Origin of the sequence: Bacillus sp. CR71 (assembly GCF_003429245.1) — a bacterium.
Classification (GTDB): domain Bacteria; phylum Bacillota; class Bacilli; order Bacillales; family Bacillaceae_G; genus Bacillus_A; species Bacillus_A thuringiensis_S.
Genome location: NZ_CP031748.1, coordinates 3,302,385 through 3,319,536 on the forward strand (window position 1 = coordinate 3,302,385; position 17,152 = coordinate 3,319,536).

A 17,152-nucleotide genomic window follows, 5' to 3' on the forward strand; every position below is an offset into this window, starting at 1 on the left:
CGAATTTCTCACACTCTATATTCCTCCTTATTTTTTCATTTCATTTTTCTTCAACTGCAACGGTGGTCCAGTCAGCCCTACTCGCCGAATAGTAAGCTTTGTATGAACAGAAACCTCCACTTTTCGAAATTGTTTACTCCAATTCTTTTTTAACCCTTTCCATTCGGATGGATATTTTTGATGAATGGCTTCTCCCAATCCAAAGATATCGGTTCCGTATTGTTTTTGAACCTTTTTAATAGTTTGGAGAGCTTCCTTTTCGGACTGTTTTTCCAATACATGTTCTAAAAGAGTAAGATTTTTTGGCTTCGAAAGATCTAAATTCGTATTGTTCTCCTGAATTGTTCCTTCACCAGAAAAAACAATGTCACACTTAATTGTGTCCCCTTGTATAGTAGGTATGATTTTTCTATTGATCTTTGTCATATATAAACTTGCACTACCATTTCCTTTAGAGGCCGTTGCTGTAACTGTCTGTTTACTTAAACGATTCACTATCCAAAGAGTAGTTAACCATTCCTGCATGTTCAAGTATCCTACCAATTTGAAATCGTTGTTAAATATAGCACCGCCTACAATTTGAAACCCTTTGACCACGGTTTTACCTTTTTCATGAGACACATTTAGTTTAATAACGGGCAAAATCGGGGTGATTCCATCACTCGTACCAGCAATAAGAAAATTTAATAAAGACATATCTCCCGCTGCCTCTATTTGCATATGCTCTTTAAGTGCCCCAAGTGCCGGGATAGACTCTAAAGGGATGGATGCTTTCAGAAAATCTTTTGCAGTATTCCCTTTTATGACAAACACACCTGCTCGTAATCGAATATCAGGATCGCGGCTATATGCATCTAAAACTGGAGCAAGACCACTTTTAGCCATTTTTTCTCCAATCAATATTACACGCTGGTGCCCTCGAAAAATTTCTCTCGACATTTTTGTTTGCATCATTTGTATAGCTTCATGTGTATCCTTTCCCGTTCCCGATTCTGTAAAAAACGCTTTTCCTGCATTACTTCTTCCGCTCTGTCCCATTCCCATTTTTGATGGAATAATAAACTGAGCACTAATTTCAATCTTATTATTCTTCGCTTGATCAAGTCCCCATCCTAATTCTATTGCCAAATCATTTAATTCTGTCCGATCCCAACATCCCGTCAAGAAGCATAAAGAAATGACCAGTATCATACAGAGTGCCTTGTGCAGGCTCATTCTGTTTCCCCTCCCCGTTTCTCATCTGGCTTTTGTCCACCTGGAAAACGGACTTTCTCTTCACCAGATACCATTATTGGGCGGTGGGTCATATTCCAACGAGGTGTTCGGAGAAAAACATCCTTTAAATCACGAGGAGTCTGAGGTGCAACTGGACTTAAATACGGAATGCCAAAAGAACGAATGTTAGTTAAATGAATCAAAATCGCAAGGGTACTTATTGCAACACCGTATAGCCCGAGCATTCCTGCCAATAACAGCATAGGAAAGCGTAACATCCGGTAAGCTGTTCCTAAGTTGTAGCGCGGGAATGCAAATGACGCAATACCGGTCGTCGCCACAACAATGACCAAAGGTGCCGAAATAATACCTGCTTGCACAGCAGCTTGCCCGATAACAAGTGCTCCGACAATACTAACTGCGGATCCAACAGGTTTTGGTAACCGAACCCCTGCTTCCCTCAAACCTTCAAATAAAAACTCCATCATTAGCGCTTCTATGACAGCCGGGAAAGGAATGCCTTCTCGCGCAGCTGCAATACTAATAAGCAAATTTGTCGGAATTAATTTAGGATGAAAGGTTGTAATAGCAACATAGAGAGAAGGAAGAAATAATGAAATATTAATTAATATTAAACGAATCCATCGAACAAAAGTTGTGTAGATGGAGCGTTCATAATAATCCTCCGCTGCTTGCAGACCTGTCCAAAATGTCATAGGAACGATCAAAACGAAAGGTGTGTTATCTACTAAAATGGCGACTTTCCCCTCTAATAAACTTGCACAAACCGCATCTGGCCGCTCAGTATTTTGAATTTGTGGAAAGGGAGAAAAGGGTTGGTCCTCAATAAACTCTTCAATGAAAGCTGACTCCAACACTCCATCAATTTGAATTCGCTTTACCCTTTGGCGAACTTCATCCAAAACCGAATCAGGTGCAATTCCCTCAATATAGGCAATTACCACATCTGTCTGTGACAATTCCCCAATCGAATAAGGTTCCATTTTTAGTTTTTGGCTTCGAATTCTTCGGCGAATCAGGCTCGTATTGACCCTTATTGTTTCCGTAAATCCGTCCCGAGGGCCACGAACAGAGATCTCGGCAGCCGGCTCTTCAATACCTCGTTTTTCAAAACCTTTTAAATCAGCGACTAGAGCTTGACTCTCTCCTTCTGTTAAAATGACGATATTCGCTTTCAATACTGCTTCTATAACCTCACGAACTTTAGAGATTGTCTTTACTTGAGAAACCGCAATTAGCTGATTTTGTATAATTTCTCCTACCGAATCCGCACTCTTTACTCCACTAGGCAGACCTTCGAACATCATTGGTTTCAAAACAACTTGTTCCACAACTTTAGTGTCGATTAATCCATCTATATAAATAATAAGAATTTTATTTTGACTATCTATGATTATTGGACGAAAAACAATATCGGAACAATTTTCAAAAACTTGTCTCAAAACTTCTTCATTCGCAGATACATTCTGCTTGAGTTCACACTCTTGATTATTATGGAGCAGCATACTTGCACTCTCAAGTTCCTGAATATCTTTTCTCAAACGCTTTCTACTAAGTTTTTTCATCATACTACCCCATTTATCGAGTGGTTTATGTTTTTATACTTGAACTTTAGTGTTAGGATTTCTTGACAGACAAGCTTTAGAAACCGTTCCACTATAATGTTTTGGGTAAGTAATCATTTATCTAGAAAACAAAAGGAAAATATCCCCTCTATATCCTTCTTAAAATCTCCTTACACATGAAAATTATTCAATTTTTCTATAAGTTAGTTATTCTAAAATGAGGTATCCATAAAGTAACTTGTAACTGATGCTTTGTTAAATTGGTACTAATGAGCTTATAGAAACAAGCAAAAAAAGCATGTCCTGAAGAAAGATGAATCAGAACATGCTCTTAATTTATTTATTTGATACTATAGACGTTGATCTTTCTGGAAGTTTAGTTGAAAATGATCCGCTTCATTGTATACCCCGAATTCATATCCTTTTTCCTTATAAAATTTAATAATTTCAGGAAGCGCTTGTAATGTTTGTGGTTTTTCATGCATTAGAACTACTTCCACATCTTCTGTTGTTGTACGCTTTACATTCTCTATAATTTGCTGTGGATTACCTTTTAATTTCCAATCATTTGAATCTATCGTCCAATCCCAAACTTTTATTCCTGCTTCTACAATTTGGTTACGAATTTCCTCGCCCTTTAATCCTGGTGCAGATCCATATGGCGGACGAACTAGTTTAGGAGTTGTACCCGTAATATTATGGATAAGAGCTAACGTTTCTTTCATCTCCGGTACAAATTGTCCTTTTTTGTATAACTTATCACTATTATGTGTCATACTATGAGCACCAATATAATGTCCTTCTTTTACTGCTCGCTTTACGTTTTCCTGAAAAGCGGTATTCTGTAAATTGCTACCTTGCATAAAAAATGTCGAAGCAACATGTTGCTCTTTTAGTACATCTAAAAATTTCCCAGTTAATTCGCTAGGACCGTCATCGAATGTTAAATAAACAACCTTTCCTACCGGTTTTCCATCAGGTCTTTTCTGTTTTGCTGGTGGTGTCTCCTTTTTCTTTTCTTGTTGTTGCGTATTAACTTGATTACTACTTTCATTAGCTACTCCCTTCGCTGGGATAGAGTTCCATTTCCCAATTAAAAAGAATGTGAAAAAGGTCGTTGCTAAAACAACCCCTAGAGATAGTATTGCCTTAGTTCCTACATTTGTTTTTTTCTTATTTTGTGATTCTTTCATTATGTTTCGATCCTTTCCCTACTAATTTTCATATTCATTATTTATACAGCTAAGCATTAACTCCAGTTGATATTTACAATAAATAGATTAATAGAGGAAGGTGAAGATAAAATGCAGATAATGTCGAAATTAGTTAAAGAATAGCGTACTGCATCCACTCTTTAGAAAAATATTGTTTTCTCTAATACAGTTAAATTTGAAAACTGGATATACATCCAAAATAAAAAATACTACTCTTTCTAAACAAAATTTTTATATCAAGATAATAGTATGCTGTTATAAAGATAAAATACTGAGTTAGCCATACTATTGAAATTCTATTATAATTTTGTAATTGGAATTCATTTGAATCAAATAAAGAACTAGAAGAAATATTATTATGTGGAGGTGCTCCGATGAATCTTTTAATTAGAGAGTTAGAAAAAAATGATTTAGACAATTTCCCGAAGATCGATGACAGTTTTATAGTGAATGCTCGGTTAATTCTTTCTCTTTCCAAAGTAAATAGACGCATAGAATATACAGTAGAAGACGTTCCAAGTTATGAAAAAAGTTATTTACAAAATCAAGATGATAATGAAGAACTGGCTTACAATGAATATATAAATAAACCTAATCAAGTCATTTACATAGCACTGTTACATAACCAAATCATTGGATTAATGGTATTGAAAAAGAATTGGAATCACTATGCTTACATAGAAGATATAACGGTGGATAAAAAATATCGTACACTCGGAGTTGGTAAAAGATTGGTTGATCAGGCAAAGCGATGGGCAAAAGAAGGCAACATGCCCGGGATCATGCTTGAAACGCAAAATAATAATGTCGCAGCATGTAAATTTTATGAAAAATGTGGATTTGTAATTGGTGGGTTTGATTTTCTTGTTTATAAAGGTTTAGATATTGAAAATGATGAAGTTGCAATTTATTGGTATTTATATTTCAAATGAAACTGTTTTTAGCATTAAACAAAGTCAAAATAAAAACCCCAATTTCTCCATATTAAAATTGAGAAATTGGGGTTAAGTTATTTAACAAGATTTTTTATCTAAAACAGATAACTAATTAATAATCCTGCCGATAATAAGAAGCCAAAAATCGTATTTGTCATTGCTGTTGATTTCATTGCGATGCGCATATACCCAGGGTCCTTTGCCCCTTTTTGGAAACTTTGAATAGCAGAGATTGGCTTTCTCAAACCTAGGAACATAACTAATGCCCAAGGGCTTATATAACCCATTAATACAATTACGGCAATCCATAAATACGCAATGAAAAAGGCTACCGCTAGTGTTACTATGGCTTTTTCTCTCCCAAGGAGGATTACTAATGTCTTTCTTCCACCTTTAATATCTTCTTCTATATCTCGGATGTTATTTGACATATTGATTGCACCGACTAAAATCCCAATTGGAATGGAAATCAATACACTTTCAATCGTTATCGTATTTGTTTGAATAAAGAAAGCAATAAGTACAAAACATGTCCCCATTAACAATCCAGAAACTAATTCTCCAAACGGAGTGTACGCAATTGGTAATGGACCACCTGTATATAAATAGCCAACCGCCATTCCAATTAAACCAATAACCACTAACCACCAACTACTATTCATACAAATATAAATGCCAATAAAAGCTGCTACGACATATAATAAAAGTGCAACTGTTAACACATTTTTTGGCTTCAATCCATGACGGACAATTCCGCCACCGATGCCAACGGATTCAGCGGTATCTAATCCACGTTTAAAATCATAGTACTCATTAAATAAGTTAGTTGCTATTTGCAATGCTAAACATGCAACCATCATCGCAATAAATAACAGCCAATCAATTTTGGCAACATAAAGTGATGCCACTGTCCCTAAAATTACAGGAGAAAACGTCGCCGTTAATGTATGTGGGCGCGTCATCTTCCATATTAATTTAGCGGAACTAATTTCTTTTTCTGTCCCCATAACTCTGTTCAATCTCCCTACATTTTAAGTATAAATTACTAGCAGTATCTTTCTATCTATTTCCTGCTTCGCATCCATTCATTATATCAATAAATGATTATCCTTTCTAACAAATCTACTTTTAATAAAGTAAAAATTATAAAATGAAACTTTAATTAGTAGAAGTTTTGTCACCCCCACTGATTATTAGTACATATTCAGTGGGATTTTACGGGCAGCCCTCCCTCCCATTCGCTGAATTTTTAAGGAGGAAATCTTATCCGCCCGCAAATATTGGGATAAATAAAAGAGCCAACTCATATGAGCTAGCTCTTTCATCTCTTATTTTATAAAAATTCAATAGTTACGCTACATTGAAAAACAGATAAATCCTACTTTTGTAGCCCATTAATAATGGTATCTATATTCCATTTCATCATTTTTAAGTAAGTATCTCCATCCTCACCTGATTTACCTAGTGAGTCTGTAAAAATTGTCCCTGCAATTGGCACGTTTGTTTCTTTTGAAACAGTTTCCATACTACGTCGATCTACACTTGTTTCAACAAATAAAGCTGGCACTTTGTTTGTTTGAATTAAACTTACAACATCTCTAATTTGATCTGGCGTACCTTGATTCTCTGAGTTAATTTCCCAAATGTATCCCGTCTTAATGTCATATGCTTTTCCAAAGTATTTAAAAGCACCTTCGCTAGAGATTAAGAAACGTTTTTCTTCAGGAATTTGATGAATTCTGTTTACTGTCTCATCGTGTAACTTTTGAAGTTCTGCTACATACTCATCAGCATTTTTAGTATAGAACTCTTTATTTTTAGGATCTTCTTTAATTAATGCCTGCTTCACATTTTCAGCGTATAAAATACCATTTTTAATATTCATCCAAGCATGTGGGTCTGGTTCTTTTTCTAATCCTTTTGTTTCTAAGTAAATAGCTTCTACACCTTCACTTACTTTATAAACCGGTGCATCTTTCGCTGATTTATTTGCCGTTTTTAATAGCTTTTTAAACCACGCTCCACCTTCTTCTAGGTTTAGCCCATTGTAAAATACCATATCTGCATCTGTCATTTTCATAACATCTTTTGGTAGTGGATCATATTCATGCGGGTTAGCTCCGATTGGAACAAGACTATGAATCTCAACTTTATCTCCACCAATTTGCTTCACCATATCATATATAATGGAGTATGTAGTTACAACTTTTAATTTTCCATTACCCTCTTCTTTTCCATTTATGTTACTCGAACACGCTGTTAATGCAAATACAAAAATACAAATTACCGATAATACAACATTTTTAAATTTCATCATTATCCTCCAATCAATTATGACAACTCTGCTCTATTTTTTCTAATTTTGATAGCTCTCCAAAACAAACCTTGTGACGGTGAGAAAAAGAATGCCAATCCGAACAAGAATGTTGCGACAAGAACAATTGTTGCACCTGAAGCAAGATTATAAGAGAAACTAAAATATAACCCTACTACAGATGAAAGCGCACCAATGCCTGCTGCTAAATAAATCATGACCCATAAACGGTTTGTTAATAAATACGCTGTAGCCGCTGGTGTAATAAGCATCGCAACGACTAGAATAATTCCAACAGTTTGAAGTGAAGCTACTGTAACCATTGTAAGGAGAATCATTAAGCCATAATGAATCCATTTATTCGGTAATCCATAGCTTTGCGCCATCGTTGGATCAAACGTGGATACGAGTAATTCTTTGTAAAACAACATTACAAGACCAATAATGACCACTCCAATAATCAGTGTCATCCACATATCAGAAGAACGAACCGATAAGACATTCCCGAATAAAATATGATACAAATCAGAACTACTCTTCATAAAGGTAATTAAAATAATCCCTACAGCGAAAACAGATGTAAACATAATTCCTATCGCCATATCATGTTTAATACGACTATTTTGACTTACAAATCCGATTCCTACTGCAGTAATAACACCTGTTAAAACCGCTCCTATAAAATAGTTCATTCCAATCATATAAGAAAGCGCTACTCCTGGAAGAACAGCATGTGAAATGGCATCACCCATTAATGCCATACCTCGTAAAATAATAAAACATCCAATGACACCACAGATAATTCCTACCATAACGGAAGTTAATAACGCCTTCTGCAGAAAACTATACTGCGTTAATGCATCTATAAATTCTACAATCTTCATGATGAATGTACCTCCGCTGCATTATTAAACAATATTCCTTGATTCACATACGCTTTTGACATAACAGTTGGTTCTAATACTTGGCGTACTTCTCCGTAATGAATTAAGCTTTTATTCATTAATAGTAATTTATCAAAATACGATTCTGCTTTACTTAAATCATGATGGACAACGACAATCGTTTTTCCTTCTTTACGTAGTTCCCTAAGAATTTTAATGATTGTCTCTTCACTTGTTACATCAATTCCGACAAACGGCTCATCTAAGAAGAATATTTCCGCCTTTTGCGCTAAAGCTCTCGCCAAAAAGACACGTTGTTGTTGTCCACCTGACAACTCACCGATTTGGCGATTTTTAAACTCTTCCATTCCGACTTTTTTTAAGCAATCAAACGCCCAATCCCGATGCTCTTTCTTCGGTCTTTTCATCATACCTAAAGATGGATACGTTCCAATTAGCACGACATCTAAAACTGTAATCGGAAAGTCCCAATCTATATCACTTCTTTGCGGTACATATGCAACACTCTTTCTAACGCTTCGAATATCCTCTCCAAGAATTTGGACATATCCCTTATCATTTGGGATTAAATCTAATACAGCTTTCATTAAAGTAGATTTCCCCGCTCCATTTGGACCAATAATTCCAACGAGCTTCCCTTTTTCAATATCGAAGGAGACATTTTGAACTACTTGATTCCCTTGATACGATACAAACAAATCTTTAACAATTATAGCCTCACCCATTTTTTATGCATTCCCCTTTCTTTTTTTCGTGTATATAATTATTTTGCGCAAAGGCAACTTTTAAGCAAAAAAATATAAAGCGAATGTAAACCCGCGCTTAAGTTTCCTTAAGGAAACTTTTTTATATGAGTCAAATTATATAAGCTATATGAAAATTTGTAAACTAAATTTTACTAATTTATAAATATATAATGAAAATAATTATCAATGTGGAACAAAATATATTATCTATTTTATGATTTTTTGAAAAAGATATTACTGTGAAAAAATAAGCAATATAGTATATAAATGAAAGAACCTACTCGTATGAGTTGGCTCTTTCTCTTTTACAATATTTGATACGCTCTGCAGCAAAAAATATAATTAAATTACTTCCAAACAACACCTCGCCTCTCATATTCCATTCTATATTCAACAGCAGCTGCAATTTTAGAACTTGCGAACTTTTCCGTAATCCAAAGAGCTAAATCAGTTCCTGAAGTAACTCCTCTTGCAGTAATAATATCGCCTTGATCTACAATTCGGTAATGAAGAAGTTCTGCCCCATATTTACTCATTTCACCCTGTGCCAAATGGTGCATCGTCGCCTTTTTACCATTCAATATACCTGAGGCTGCTAGTAGCATACCTCCTGTACAAACTCCCGCAACAATCGTTCCTTCATTATGCATCTCTCTAATCGTTTCTGTCAGTGTTCCAAGCTCTGCTTGCTTTCGTGCCCCATGTTCAGCTTTATGATTCCAGCCACCACCAGGTACAATTAACAAATCTGGGCGATTATCCATTCGTAAAAAATCATGTAGTGTAACCGTAACTCCAAACGAGGTAGTAACTTCTTGTTTTCGTTCACTTGATACGAGTTCAACTGTAAACGGAGCCCCTTCTTCTATTGCTCTTTTCAGTACTTCAAACGGCGCGAAAGAGACAAGTTCTCCGAAGCCATCAAACAATACAATTTGTATTTTCATTTTCGGACACCCCATATTGTTTCTTTTTTGAATCGTAAATTAGGACAATAAATGTTATCTACAAATTAACAATGAAGATAGTCTTTCTCCTCTCACTCTATAAACTTCAAAATGTTCCTCTAGCTGCCCCGCATCTTCTAATACATTTAGCGTTTTCTTCACAAAATTCCAATTCAAACTACCAGATAACCATAATAATGAAGACAGTCTTTTATAATCGTTTGAGGTTAAAATATTATTAGCCTTATATCCTTCTAAAAATGAACTAGCAACACTTGAACATACTTCATGCGAATGTATTCCTTCTGTTCGAGAATACCACTTTACTAAAAAGGCTAACCCTTCAACGCGGTCAACATAACTAATAGATTCAAAATCCACAATTCCTTTTACCTTTTGACTTAATCCCCATAAAACATTCAAAGGATTTAAATCAGTTTGTACAATAAACTCCAAACTATTCGTATGTGCACATTCTATATGACACTTAGCGAGCTCTATATACCCCCGCAATTCCTTACATGTACCACCTTTATTTTCTAATAGCTTTATAAACTCACCATATCCATCTAAATGCGATTTCTTTTGAAAAGTCGAGCTTTGAAATGTACTAGAAATATCATGTATATTTCTTGCTTCCTTTCCAAAAATCTCTGCCATTGTTTCTGTACAATGAGTAACATGCTCCCCTTCAATCCAAGTAGACAATACAAACCGGTACTGTTCATCATTCCAAGTAACAAATGTAAATGACCCTCCCGCCTGATTCTCCTTAATCTGCATAAATGGGATTCCATGCTCTCGTAAATAATACGTAAATCGTACTTGCTCTTTCAATTGTTCATTTGATAACATCCCAAAAGCTGAATTGATTGTTCGATCGCTATTTATAAACCGTGCGGAATACCGATTTCCATTTACGATAATTTTATAGTGTAGATCGGTATGCCAACTGTTCTTATGTAATTCTTCTTCCACTATTAGTGAATGAATTTCTTTAAAATAATTTATTACTACATTTCTTATTATACGTTTCACCCTATTCCCCTTTCATGCAAAAATTCATTCTTGTACTTCCGAATAAAAACCTTTTAAAGTGAGGATTTTTAAGATACACCTAATGTATTCAAATAAAGAATTCTATCCTACTGTGGAGTAATAATAAAGTTATGTAATTTTGTCGCCAAAATTACAATAGCCTTCTATCTATGTAGATGAAAGAAGGCTACTAAATCTTTTTAAAAATCTAGTTATTTCATAGTGAATGTATTATGATTAAATAATACATTTGTTTAATACAAGTACTAAATAAGAAAAAATAACCGTTATAATGCAATTAACAAATTGAGGATTTTCATTTAAACTTTATAAAACTCAAATGTATTTTTTTCTATACATATTGTTTCATCAGAGGTTTTGATAATGATATCAAAACGCTGACTATACGAATGCATAAATACTTCATATTGAATCCGGCGTTCTTCATGAGACTGCCTTAAATAATTTATATCGGCTCCCCTTTCAGCTATATCCCGGCTTGATCTTCTTATTAGTTCCGTTTCGCCATCTGTATAAAAATAAATTTTCAAATCAAATAAATCAGGATTAATAAATGCGGCGCTCATTCCTTCCACAATCGTTACTTTATTTTCCGAAGAAATCAACTTACTTTTCATATAATGCGTATCTATCGTATAAAAATCTAGCCCAGCTCTAACCATATGAATATCTCTTTCTAAAGCTGCCAAATGATGCGCCGCTGGATGACAAGCTGTCATTTTATAACGATGATTTTCATTTTGATATGTATAGTGAATCACTGCATGCTTGCGGATATCCGAACTAACAATGTAAGGATCTGTATTAATATAATTTACTTCATTTTGATTTAGTAGCTTTACGAGTCTATTAGTAAACGTCGTTTTTCCAGCTGCACCATGTCCTGAAATACCGATAACAATTTGTTCATCTCTCATCTTTAACCAATTTATGATTTCTTGTAACAACTTATCCATCATTCTCCCCCTTGCGTTAATATACTACCCTTTATTTCAATATCCAAAAATCCCTTTATTTAATTATACATAAAAAAGAAAAGATAGTGTGATTATTCATCATACCATCTCTAATTCTAAACAACTTTATGATCTTTTAAATGACTTTATTATTTGTGAACACCTACATGATTAAATACATTTCTAACTTTATCAATCCAATAGAATATCCTCTATTTTTCGGTAATTTATGCGAACCAATGCAGTCATGACTAATAAAAAAGAGCCAATCTCCTATACGATAGAAGATTGACTCTTTATTTTACTCCCCTGTATCAGAAAATCGCTTTATACGTTCTCCAATTTCATCGCGAACACGTTGAAATTCAGACCACTCTTTTCCTGCTGGATCATCGAATCCCCAGTGAACACGATTTACGTGCGGAGGTGTCGACGGACAAACAGAATCTGCATGACTACAAAGGGTAACGACTAAGTCAGCGTTATTTAAAATGTTTGCATCAATTATATCCGATGTTTGGTTTGTTATGTCGATATTTACTTCTCTCATCGCTTTAATAGCATTTGGATTTACTCCGTGTGCTTCAATACCTGCAGAATATACATTCCACTTATCCCCTACATATTGTTTGCCCCACGCTTCTGCCATTTGGCTTCGGCATGAATTTCCTGTGCATAAGAAATAGATTGTCTTTTTGTTTTCCATGTTGTTTTCCGCCTTTGTTTTTAATTATATTGGTTGATCATTAAAATATTTACGCTTAAACCAAAAAGCGACATTTACAAGTGCAATCATTACAGGTACTTCCACTAACGGACCAATAACAGCTGCAAATGCTGCGCCCGAATGAATACCAAACACACCAACTGCTACAGCAATCGCTAATTCAAAGTTATTACTACCTGCTGTAAATGCTAACGTTGTTGTCACCGGATAGTTTGCACCAATTTTTCTTCCCATAAAGAAAGAAACAAAAAACATGACAATAAAATAAATGAGTAATGGAATTGCTATTCTTACTACATCTAATGGTACGCTAACAATCATTTCCCCTTTTAATGAGAACATAACGATGATTGTAAATAATAATGCAACTAATGTAAGTGGACTAATCTTCGGTATAAACACCTTTTCATACCATTGTCTTCCTTTTAACTTAACGAGTACAAAACGTGTTAACATACCTGCTATAAAAGGAATCCCTAGGTAGATAAATACCGATTTCGCTACTTCTCCCATTGTAATATCGACGATAGCCCCTTCAATTCCTAACCATTCCGGAATGACAGTTACAAACACGTATGCATAAACGGAGAAGAATAACATTTGGAATACAGAGTTAAAAGCTACTAAACCTGCCGCATACTCTTTATCCCCATCTGCAAGGTCGTTCCAAACAATTACCATTGCAATACAACGTGCTAAACCAATCATAATGAGCCCGACCATGTACTCTGGCTTATCAGGAAGAAAAATAATTGCTAAAACAAACATAAGTACAGGTCCAATAATCCAGTTTTGTACTAAAGATAAAACCAATACTTTTACGTCTTTAAATACTCGGCCCATTTCCTCGTAACGAACTTTCGCTAATGGTGGATACATCATGACAATTAAACCAACAGCAAGCGGGATAGACGTTGTTCCAACTTGTAATGTATTTAATCCGTCTACTACACTAGGAAACACAAACCCTAAACCAATCCCAACAGCCATAGCTAGAAAAATCCATAGTGTTAAATATCGATCTAGAAAAGATAAACGTTTCATTTTATTTTCCATCTCCTATTAACAACAAGAATTTTTTTCTACTACGTTAGAAGTCTTGCAACATGATGCCTCTTCTATTTTATGAACATCACTATGTGCTTTCGTATAAAAGAATTCCCACTCGTTCCCATCAGGATCTGTTACCCAAAACTTATCTTGTACTGCATAGCAACAAGTCGTATCCATCTCATCACGCGCAAAGAAACCTTCTTTTTCTAATCTTTCTTTATGTAACGTAATTTCTTCAGCTGTATCCACTTGGAAACCGAAATGATTTACCTGATTTCCCTTCACTTCATCTCTTACGTTCAGCGTGAAATTAAGTCCTGGCGTCTCTAATAAAAATTTTGCATAATCTACTTTCACCTTAACTGGTGACACACCAAATACCTTTTCGTAAAATTCGATAGACTTCTCTAAATTCGTAACATTTATACCAACGTGAACATATCTCATAGCTTATTCCTCCTCTTTACATGTTATTAATCAATTTTTTTTGATTAATAGTGCAAAATTTTAACAGCAACTACCTTTGCCTGTTTTTCTAAAGATACAGCACAATTCTTCTGATAATAAATTATTTACTTCCGTATCATTTAAATCATAATAACTCCACGTACCTTTTGTTTCTTTTACAATTAAACCTGCATCTAATAAGATCTTTAAATGATAGGACAACTTAGATTGCGTCATTTCAAAAATCTCTGTTAAATCACATACACAAGTCTGGCCCCGCTGGCAAAGTTCATACATAATCTCTAAACGCTTCTGATCCGCTAACGCTTTAAACTTTTTCTCATATAACTTAAAATCCTGCGCCACTGTAGTTCACTCTCCCTTCATCAATTTTTTTTGATATTTATAGTATATACGCTGACTAATTTATTATGCAACTAATTAATCAACTTTTTTTGATTTAGAAAAACTTCCTCACGTCATATCTTTACTACAACTAAAAAGGACTATAGCCTTTTCAAAAATAAAAAACTATGGTTCTCTTTACAACTTAATGGTTACAATGTTCCCGAGGAATGGAGTCTCTTTAGCTGTTTTAAATTTTAATTTGACCATTATAAAGTAGTGCCCCATCACCATCAAGCTAAGAAAAACAAATACCCCCAAATGAAAAAACCGATATAACTCTTTTTTTGGTGCATATTCATAAAAAGCACGTCACCCTTTCTCATTAACATAAGAGAATAGTAATGTGCTTTTCATTTCAAAAACAGTCTAAATCCTTAAGTTGATGGTTGTGGGGCGGGACCCCAATAAGAACGGTATCTAAGGTTGTATAAGAGGTGTTAGTTCCATTCCAAAGGCCTCAGCCGACGATTAACTCAAGTATCGATTTCGGATGACCCCCATGTGATGAAGTTCGTGTCCTGCGATGCCGTGCGCGAGGGCGCGCACCGTAATGCCTAAGTCGTTGGCTGTGCCCTTGCGGGTCCACGCCTCCGCCGGTAGCCCGCGCAGCAATGTGATCGTTGATTGCCGTACGGCCCGGTAGTCTTCGGCCAATTGCTCGGTTGTCCAGCTTCCGAAAGGAGGTATGAACAATTCCTGATCGAAACCGGTCAGAGGCGTCTGGTCCCCTCTTGCGAATCGGAGCAGGCGGTAGGTCATGACGCGTTCCGCGTCTGCAATGTGGCCCACGACTTCTTTCAGCGTCCATTTTCCTTCTGCATACCGATATGCGGCCTGGCTTTCAGTCAACGATGTCAGGAGCTCGGTCATTTGCTTTTCCTGGGCGAGCAAAATGTCGATGATGTTACCGTCCGGCACCAAACGGATATATTCGCCAGAGTTCCCGGCGTATTCTTCTTCTGACAGTCTTTGATTCATGCGTAGTCACCTCTTTATGTACATATAGAAAATTATAGCGCTCGTCTATGTCTAATAAATTCGCGAAATGATAGAGCTTTCCTTCTAATAATTGAGGATAAGCAACTATTTAGTTTGTCGGTCGCCACACTATCCTGATTCGTTAGCACAATAAGCAATGCTAATCAATAATGCATAAAGTGAAACTTTAATCAGTGGGGGTTTTCTTCATCCCCCACTGATTATTAGTTGAACCAATCGGACTTTTATGGGCAGTTGATCCCCCACCTAACTTCTTTGCTTTCGCTGAATTTTGAGGTGGGGGTCTTACTGCCCATTAAAGCGGGATAAAAATTATCTGTTAAACAATATTTCGAAGTTATTAGTATATAAAGGTAACACCTTCTTTTTTAATTTAAAGATGGATTTTCAATTATATTTTGAAATGAATTGGAGTAAAACACACTAGTCTAACTACTTTTTTATACAAGAAGTTATACAAAAAAGAATAGCGAAGATCCCTAGAATCCCCGCTATATCAACGATGTATAAAATTTTGTATAAGTGATAGATAGACATAGAGACAAAAAATTTAGTAAAAACAAGGATTCTATGAAAAACACGATACATCACTTTTTGTAAATGGTATAATAAGGAAAAAGAGAGGTGAAAAACTAATGGACGACTCTATGTTTGCGTTTCGAGTTGTTTTCAATGCACTAACATCATTCTTTTCCAACGGGGTCTGGGTCGTTTTGTTCTTCTTCTTGTTAAATAAAACGTATGAAAACAAAACTTTCAAAACAGCATCGAGTATTATTACTGTTGTTGTCTTAGTATTTTATTTGTTTTATTGCATTCGGAATAGCATGTAATGCCTTTCTTTGAATAAGGTAGGGAAATCCCCCAGTATCCAAGACTAAATTTTACCCATACATCATTTTTTGGATCTAGCTCTTGAAGATAAAAACTATTTAATTTTCAAGGAGCAGTTATTAACTTAAAACTTATTATACGAGGAGGGTGTATCATGAAAAAAATATGCTTTGTATTAATTGTCGACGCTGGTATAAATTATGGTTCAATATTTTCTCTACCATTTTTAAGGAATCAGGATGATTTGAAGGGATATTTTTCTAAGTATTATGATGTTTCAATTAATTATATTAGGGATAAAAACTCAGTTGACTATTTGGTAGTTCCCAAACCGTGTCCACCTTTTGATAATGAAAATAATCTTCCAATAATTGAAGTACCAGCAATCTTATTTATGGAAAAGGATTTTGAAAAAATAAAGACTTATATAGACAATTATTTTTCTAATAACCCATAAAGAAAATAAAAGTACAGTAAAAAGAAGTTCAATAAAAAACGAGTGGCGTAGAATATTTCTATTAATCATTCGTTTTTTATTATATTTACATATATTTTTTAAAAGAGGATTATAGACGTTCTGAAAAAGATTAATTATAACAAGAACAGTGTTCGTACCCCAATAAGAGGGGTTTACTTTACTTCCAATAAAGAGAATTATGTAAATAAGCTGTCCATGTGGACAGCTTATTGTTTTTTTGCTTAGCGTGCAAAATTCGCGTCTTGTTGGCGGTACCCCATCGCTATCAAGCTAAAAAAGTAGGTCACCCCAAAAAAGAGAAAATACGTTAAATTCTCATAGATAACTAT

The 17,152-nt window shown here is 35.1% G+C and carries 18 protein-coding genes; 3 read left to right on the plus strand and 15 right to left on the minus strand.

The genetic code is table 11. The features are described 5' to 3' along the window. Positions 1-27: 27 nt before the first annotated feature. The 3 genes from DOS87_RS16580 to DOS87_RS16590 form a co-directional block, all read right to left on the minus strand. Positions 28-1,215: a Ger(x)C family spore germination protein gene (locus DOS87_RS16580; protein WP_079245730.1), complete on the minus strand. Its 1,188-nt coding sequence runs from the start codon at positions 1,213-1,215 to the stop codon at positions 28-30. Beyond that, entirely contained in the window at positions 1,212-2,804 is a 1,593-nt protein-coding gene (locus DOS87_RS16585) for a spore germination protein (protein WP_098578006.1), read from the minus strand. The genes DOS87_RS16580 and DOS87_RS16585 overlap by 4 nt, the downstream gene beginning before the upstream one ends. A 347-nt stretch (positions 2,805-3,151) precedes the next feature. Continuing rightward, the gene (locus DOS87_RS16590; protein WP_000665156.1) at positions 3,152-3,994 is read right to left on the minus strand and encodes a polysaccharide deacetylase family protein; all 843 of its coding nucleotides are present in this window, start codon (positions 3,992-3,994) and stop codon (positions 3,152-3,154) included. A 395-nt stretch (positions 3,995-4,389) separates the two neighbouring features. On the opposite strand from DOS87_RS16590, the gene satA reads away from it, so the two are divergent. Further along, entirely contained in the window at positions 4,390-4,947 is a 558-nt protein-coding gene (gene satA, locus DOS87_RS16595; RefSeq protein ID WP_001050464.1) for a streptothricin N-acetyltransferase SatA, read from the plus strand. 98 nt (positions 4,948-5,045) lie between these two features. On the opposite strand, the gene menA is transcribed toward satA, so the two are convergent. The 12 genes from menA to DOS87_RS16655 form a co-directional block, all read right to left on the minus strand. Continuing rightward, positions 5,046-5,957, minus strand: coding sequence for a 1,4-dihydroxy-2-naphthoate polyprenyltransferase (menA, locus tag DOS87_RS16600; RefSeq protein ID WP_000536383.1), 912 nt, complete (start codon positions 5,955-5,957; stop codon positions 5,046-5,048). 371 nt (positions 5,958-6,328) lie between these two features. Continuing rightward, entirely contained in the window at positions 6,329-7,264 is a 936-nt protein-coding gene (mntA, locus tag DOS87_RS16605; protein WP_208730021.1) for a metal ABC transporter substrate-binding protein, read from the minus strand. A 17-nt stretch (positions 7,265-7,281) separates the two neighbouring features. Further along, positions 7,282-8,148, minus strand: a complete 867-nt coding sequence (locus DOS87_RS16610) for a metal ABC transporter permease (protein ID WP_000706183.1) — start codon at positions 8,146-8,148, stop codon at positions 7,282-7,284. Beyond that, positions 8,145-8,894, minus strand: coding sequence for a metal ABC transporter ATP-binding protein (locus tag DOS87_RS16615; protein ID WP_000503231.1), 750 nt, complete (start codon positions 8,892-8,894; stop codon positions 8,145-8,147). Before DOS87_RS16615 ends, DOS87_RS16610 begins: the two co-directional genes overlap by 4 nt. A 368-nt stretch (positions 8,895-9,262) precedes the next feature. Further along, positions 9,263-9,862, minus strand: a complete 600-nt coding sequence (locus DOS87_RS16620) for a DJ-1/PfpI family protein (RefSeq protein WP_000701570.1) — start codon at positions 9,860-9,862, stop codon at positions 9,263-9,265. 54 nt (positions 9,863-9,916) lie between these two features. Further along, a complete protein-coding gene (locus DOS87_RS16625) occupies positions 9,917-10,900 on the minus strand; it encodes a phosphotransferase (RefSeq protein ID WP_017763353.1) in 984 nt (327 codons plus the stop codon). Between the two features lie 320 nt (positions 10,901-11,220). Further along, complete coding sequence (locus tag DOS87_RS16630) at positions 11,221-11,877, minus strand: uridine kinase family protein (RefSeq protein WP_098578237.1); 657 nt, start codon at positions 11,875-11,877, stop codon at positions 11,221-11,223. Between the two features lie 301 nt (positions 11,878-12,178). Beyond that, positions 12,179-12,583, minus strand: a complete 405-nt coding sequence (arsC, locus tag DOS87_RS16635; RefSeq protein ID WP_017763356.1) for an arsenate reductase (thioredoxin) — start codon at positions 12,581-12,583, stop codon at positions 12,179-12,181. A 24-nt stretch (positions 12,584-12,607) separates the two neighbouring features. Beyond that, positions 12,608-13,648, minus strand: a complete 1,041-nt coding sequence (gene arsB, locus DOS87_RS16640) for an ACR3 family arsenite efflux transporter (protein ID WP_017763358.1) — start codon at positions 13,646-13,648, stop codon at positions 12,608-12,610. An 18-nt stretch (positions 13,649-13,666) separates the two neighbouring features. After that, positions 13,667-14,104: an ArsI/CadI family heavy metal resistance metalloenzyme gene (locus tag DOS87_RS16645; protein ID WP_017763359.1), complete on the minus strand. Its 438-nt coding sequence runs from the start codon at positions 14,102-14,104 to the stop codon at positions 13,667-13,669. 60 nt (positions 14,105-14,164) lie between these two features. After that, positions 14,165-14,470, minus strand: a complete 306-nt coding sequence (gene arsR / locus DOS87_RS16650; RefSeq protein WP_017763360.1) for an arsenical resistance operon transcriptional regulator ArsR — start codon at positions 14,468-14,470, stop codon at positions 14,165-14,167. A 510-nt stretch (positions 14,471-14,980) separates the two neighbouring features. Beyond that, the gene (locus DOS87_RS16655) at positions 14,981-15,490 is read right to left on the minus strand and encodes a DinB family protein (RefSeq protein ID WP_017763361.1); all 510 of its coding nucleotides are present in this window, start codon (positions 15,488-15,490) and stop codon (positions 14,981-14,983) included. A gap of 656 nt (positions 15,491-16,146) precedes the next feature. Here DOS87_RS16655 and DOS87_RS30645 point away from each other — a divergent pair. After that, complete coding sequence (locus DOS87_RS30645) at positions 16,147-16,344, plus strand: hypothetical protein (RefSeq protein WP_002096482.1); 198 nt, start codon at positions 16,147-16,149, stop codon at positions 16,342-16,344. Between the two features lie 155 nt (positions 16,345-16,499). Continuing rightward, complete coding sequence (locus DOS87_RS16660) at positions 16,500-16,802, plus strand: hypothetical protein (protein ID WP_061690126.1); 303 nt, start codon at positions 16,500-16,502, stop codon at positions 16,800-16,802. Positions 16,803-17,152 lie beyond the last annotated feature (350 nt).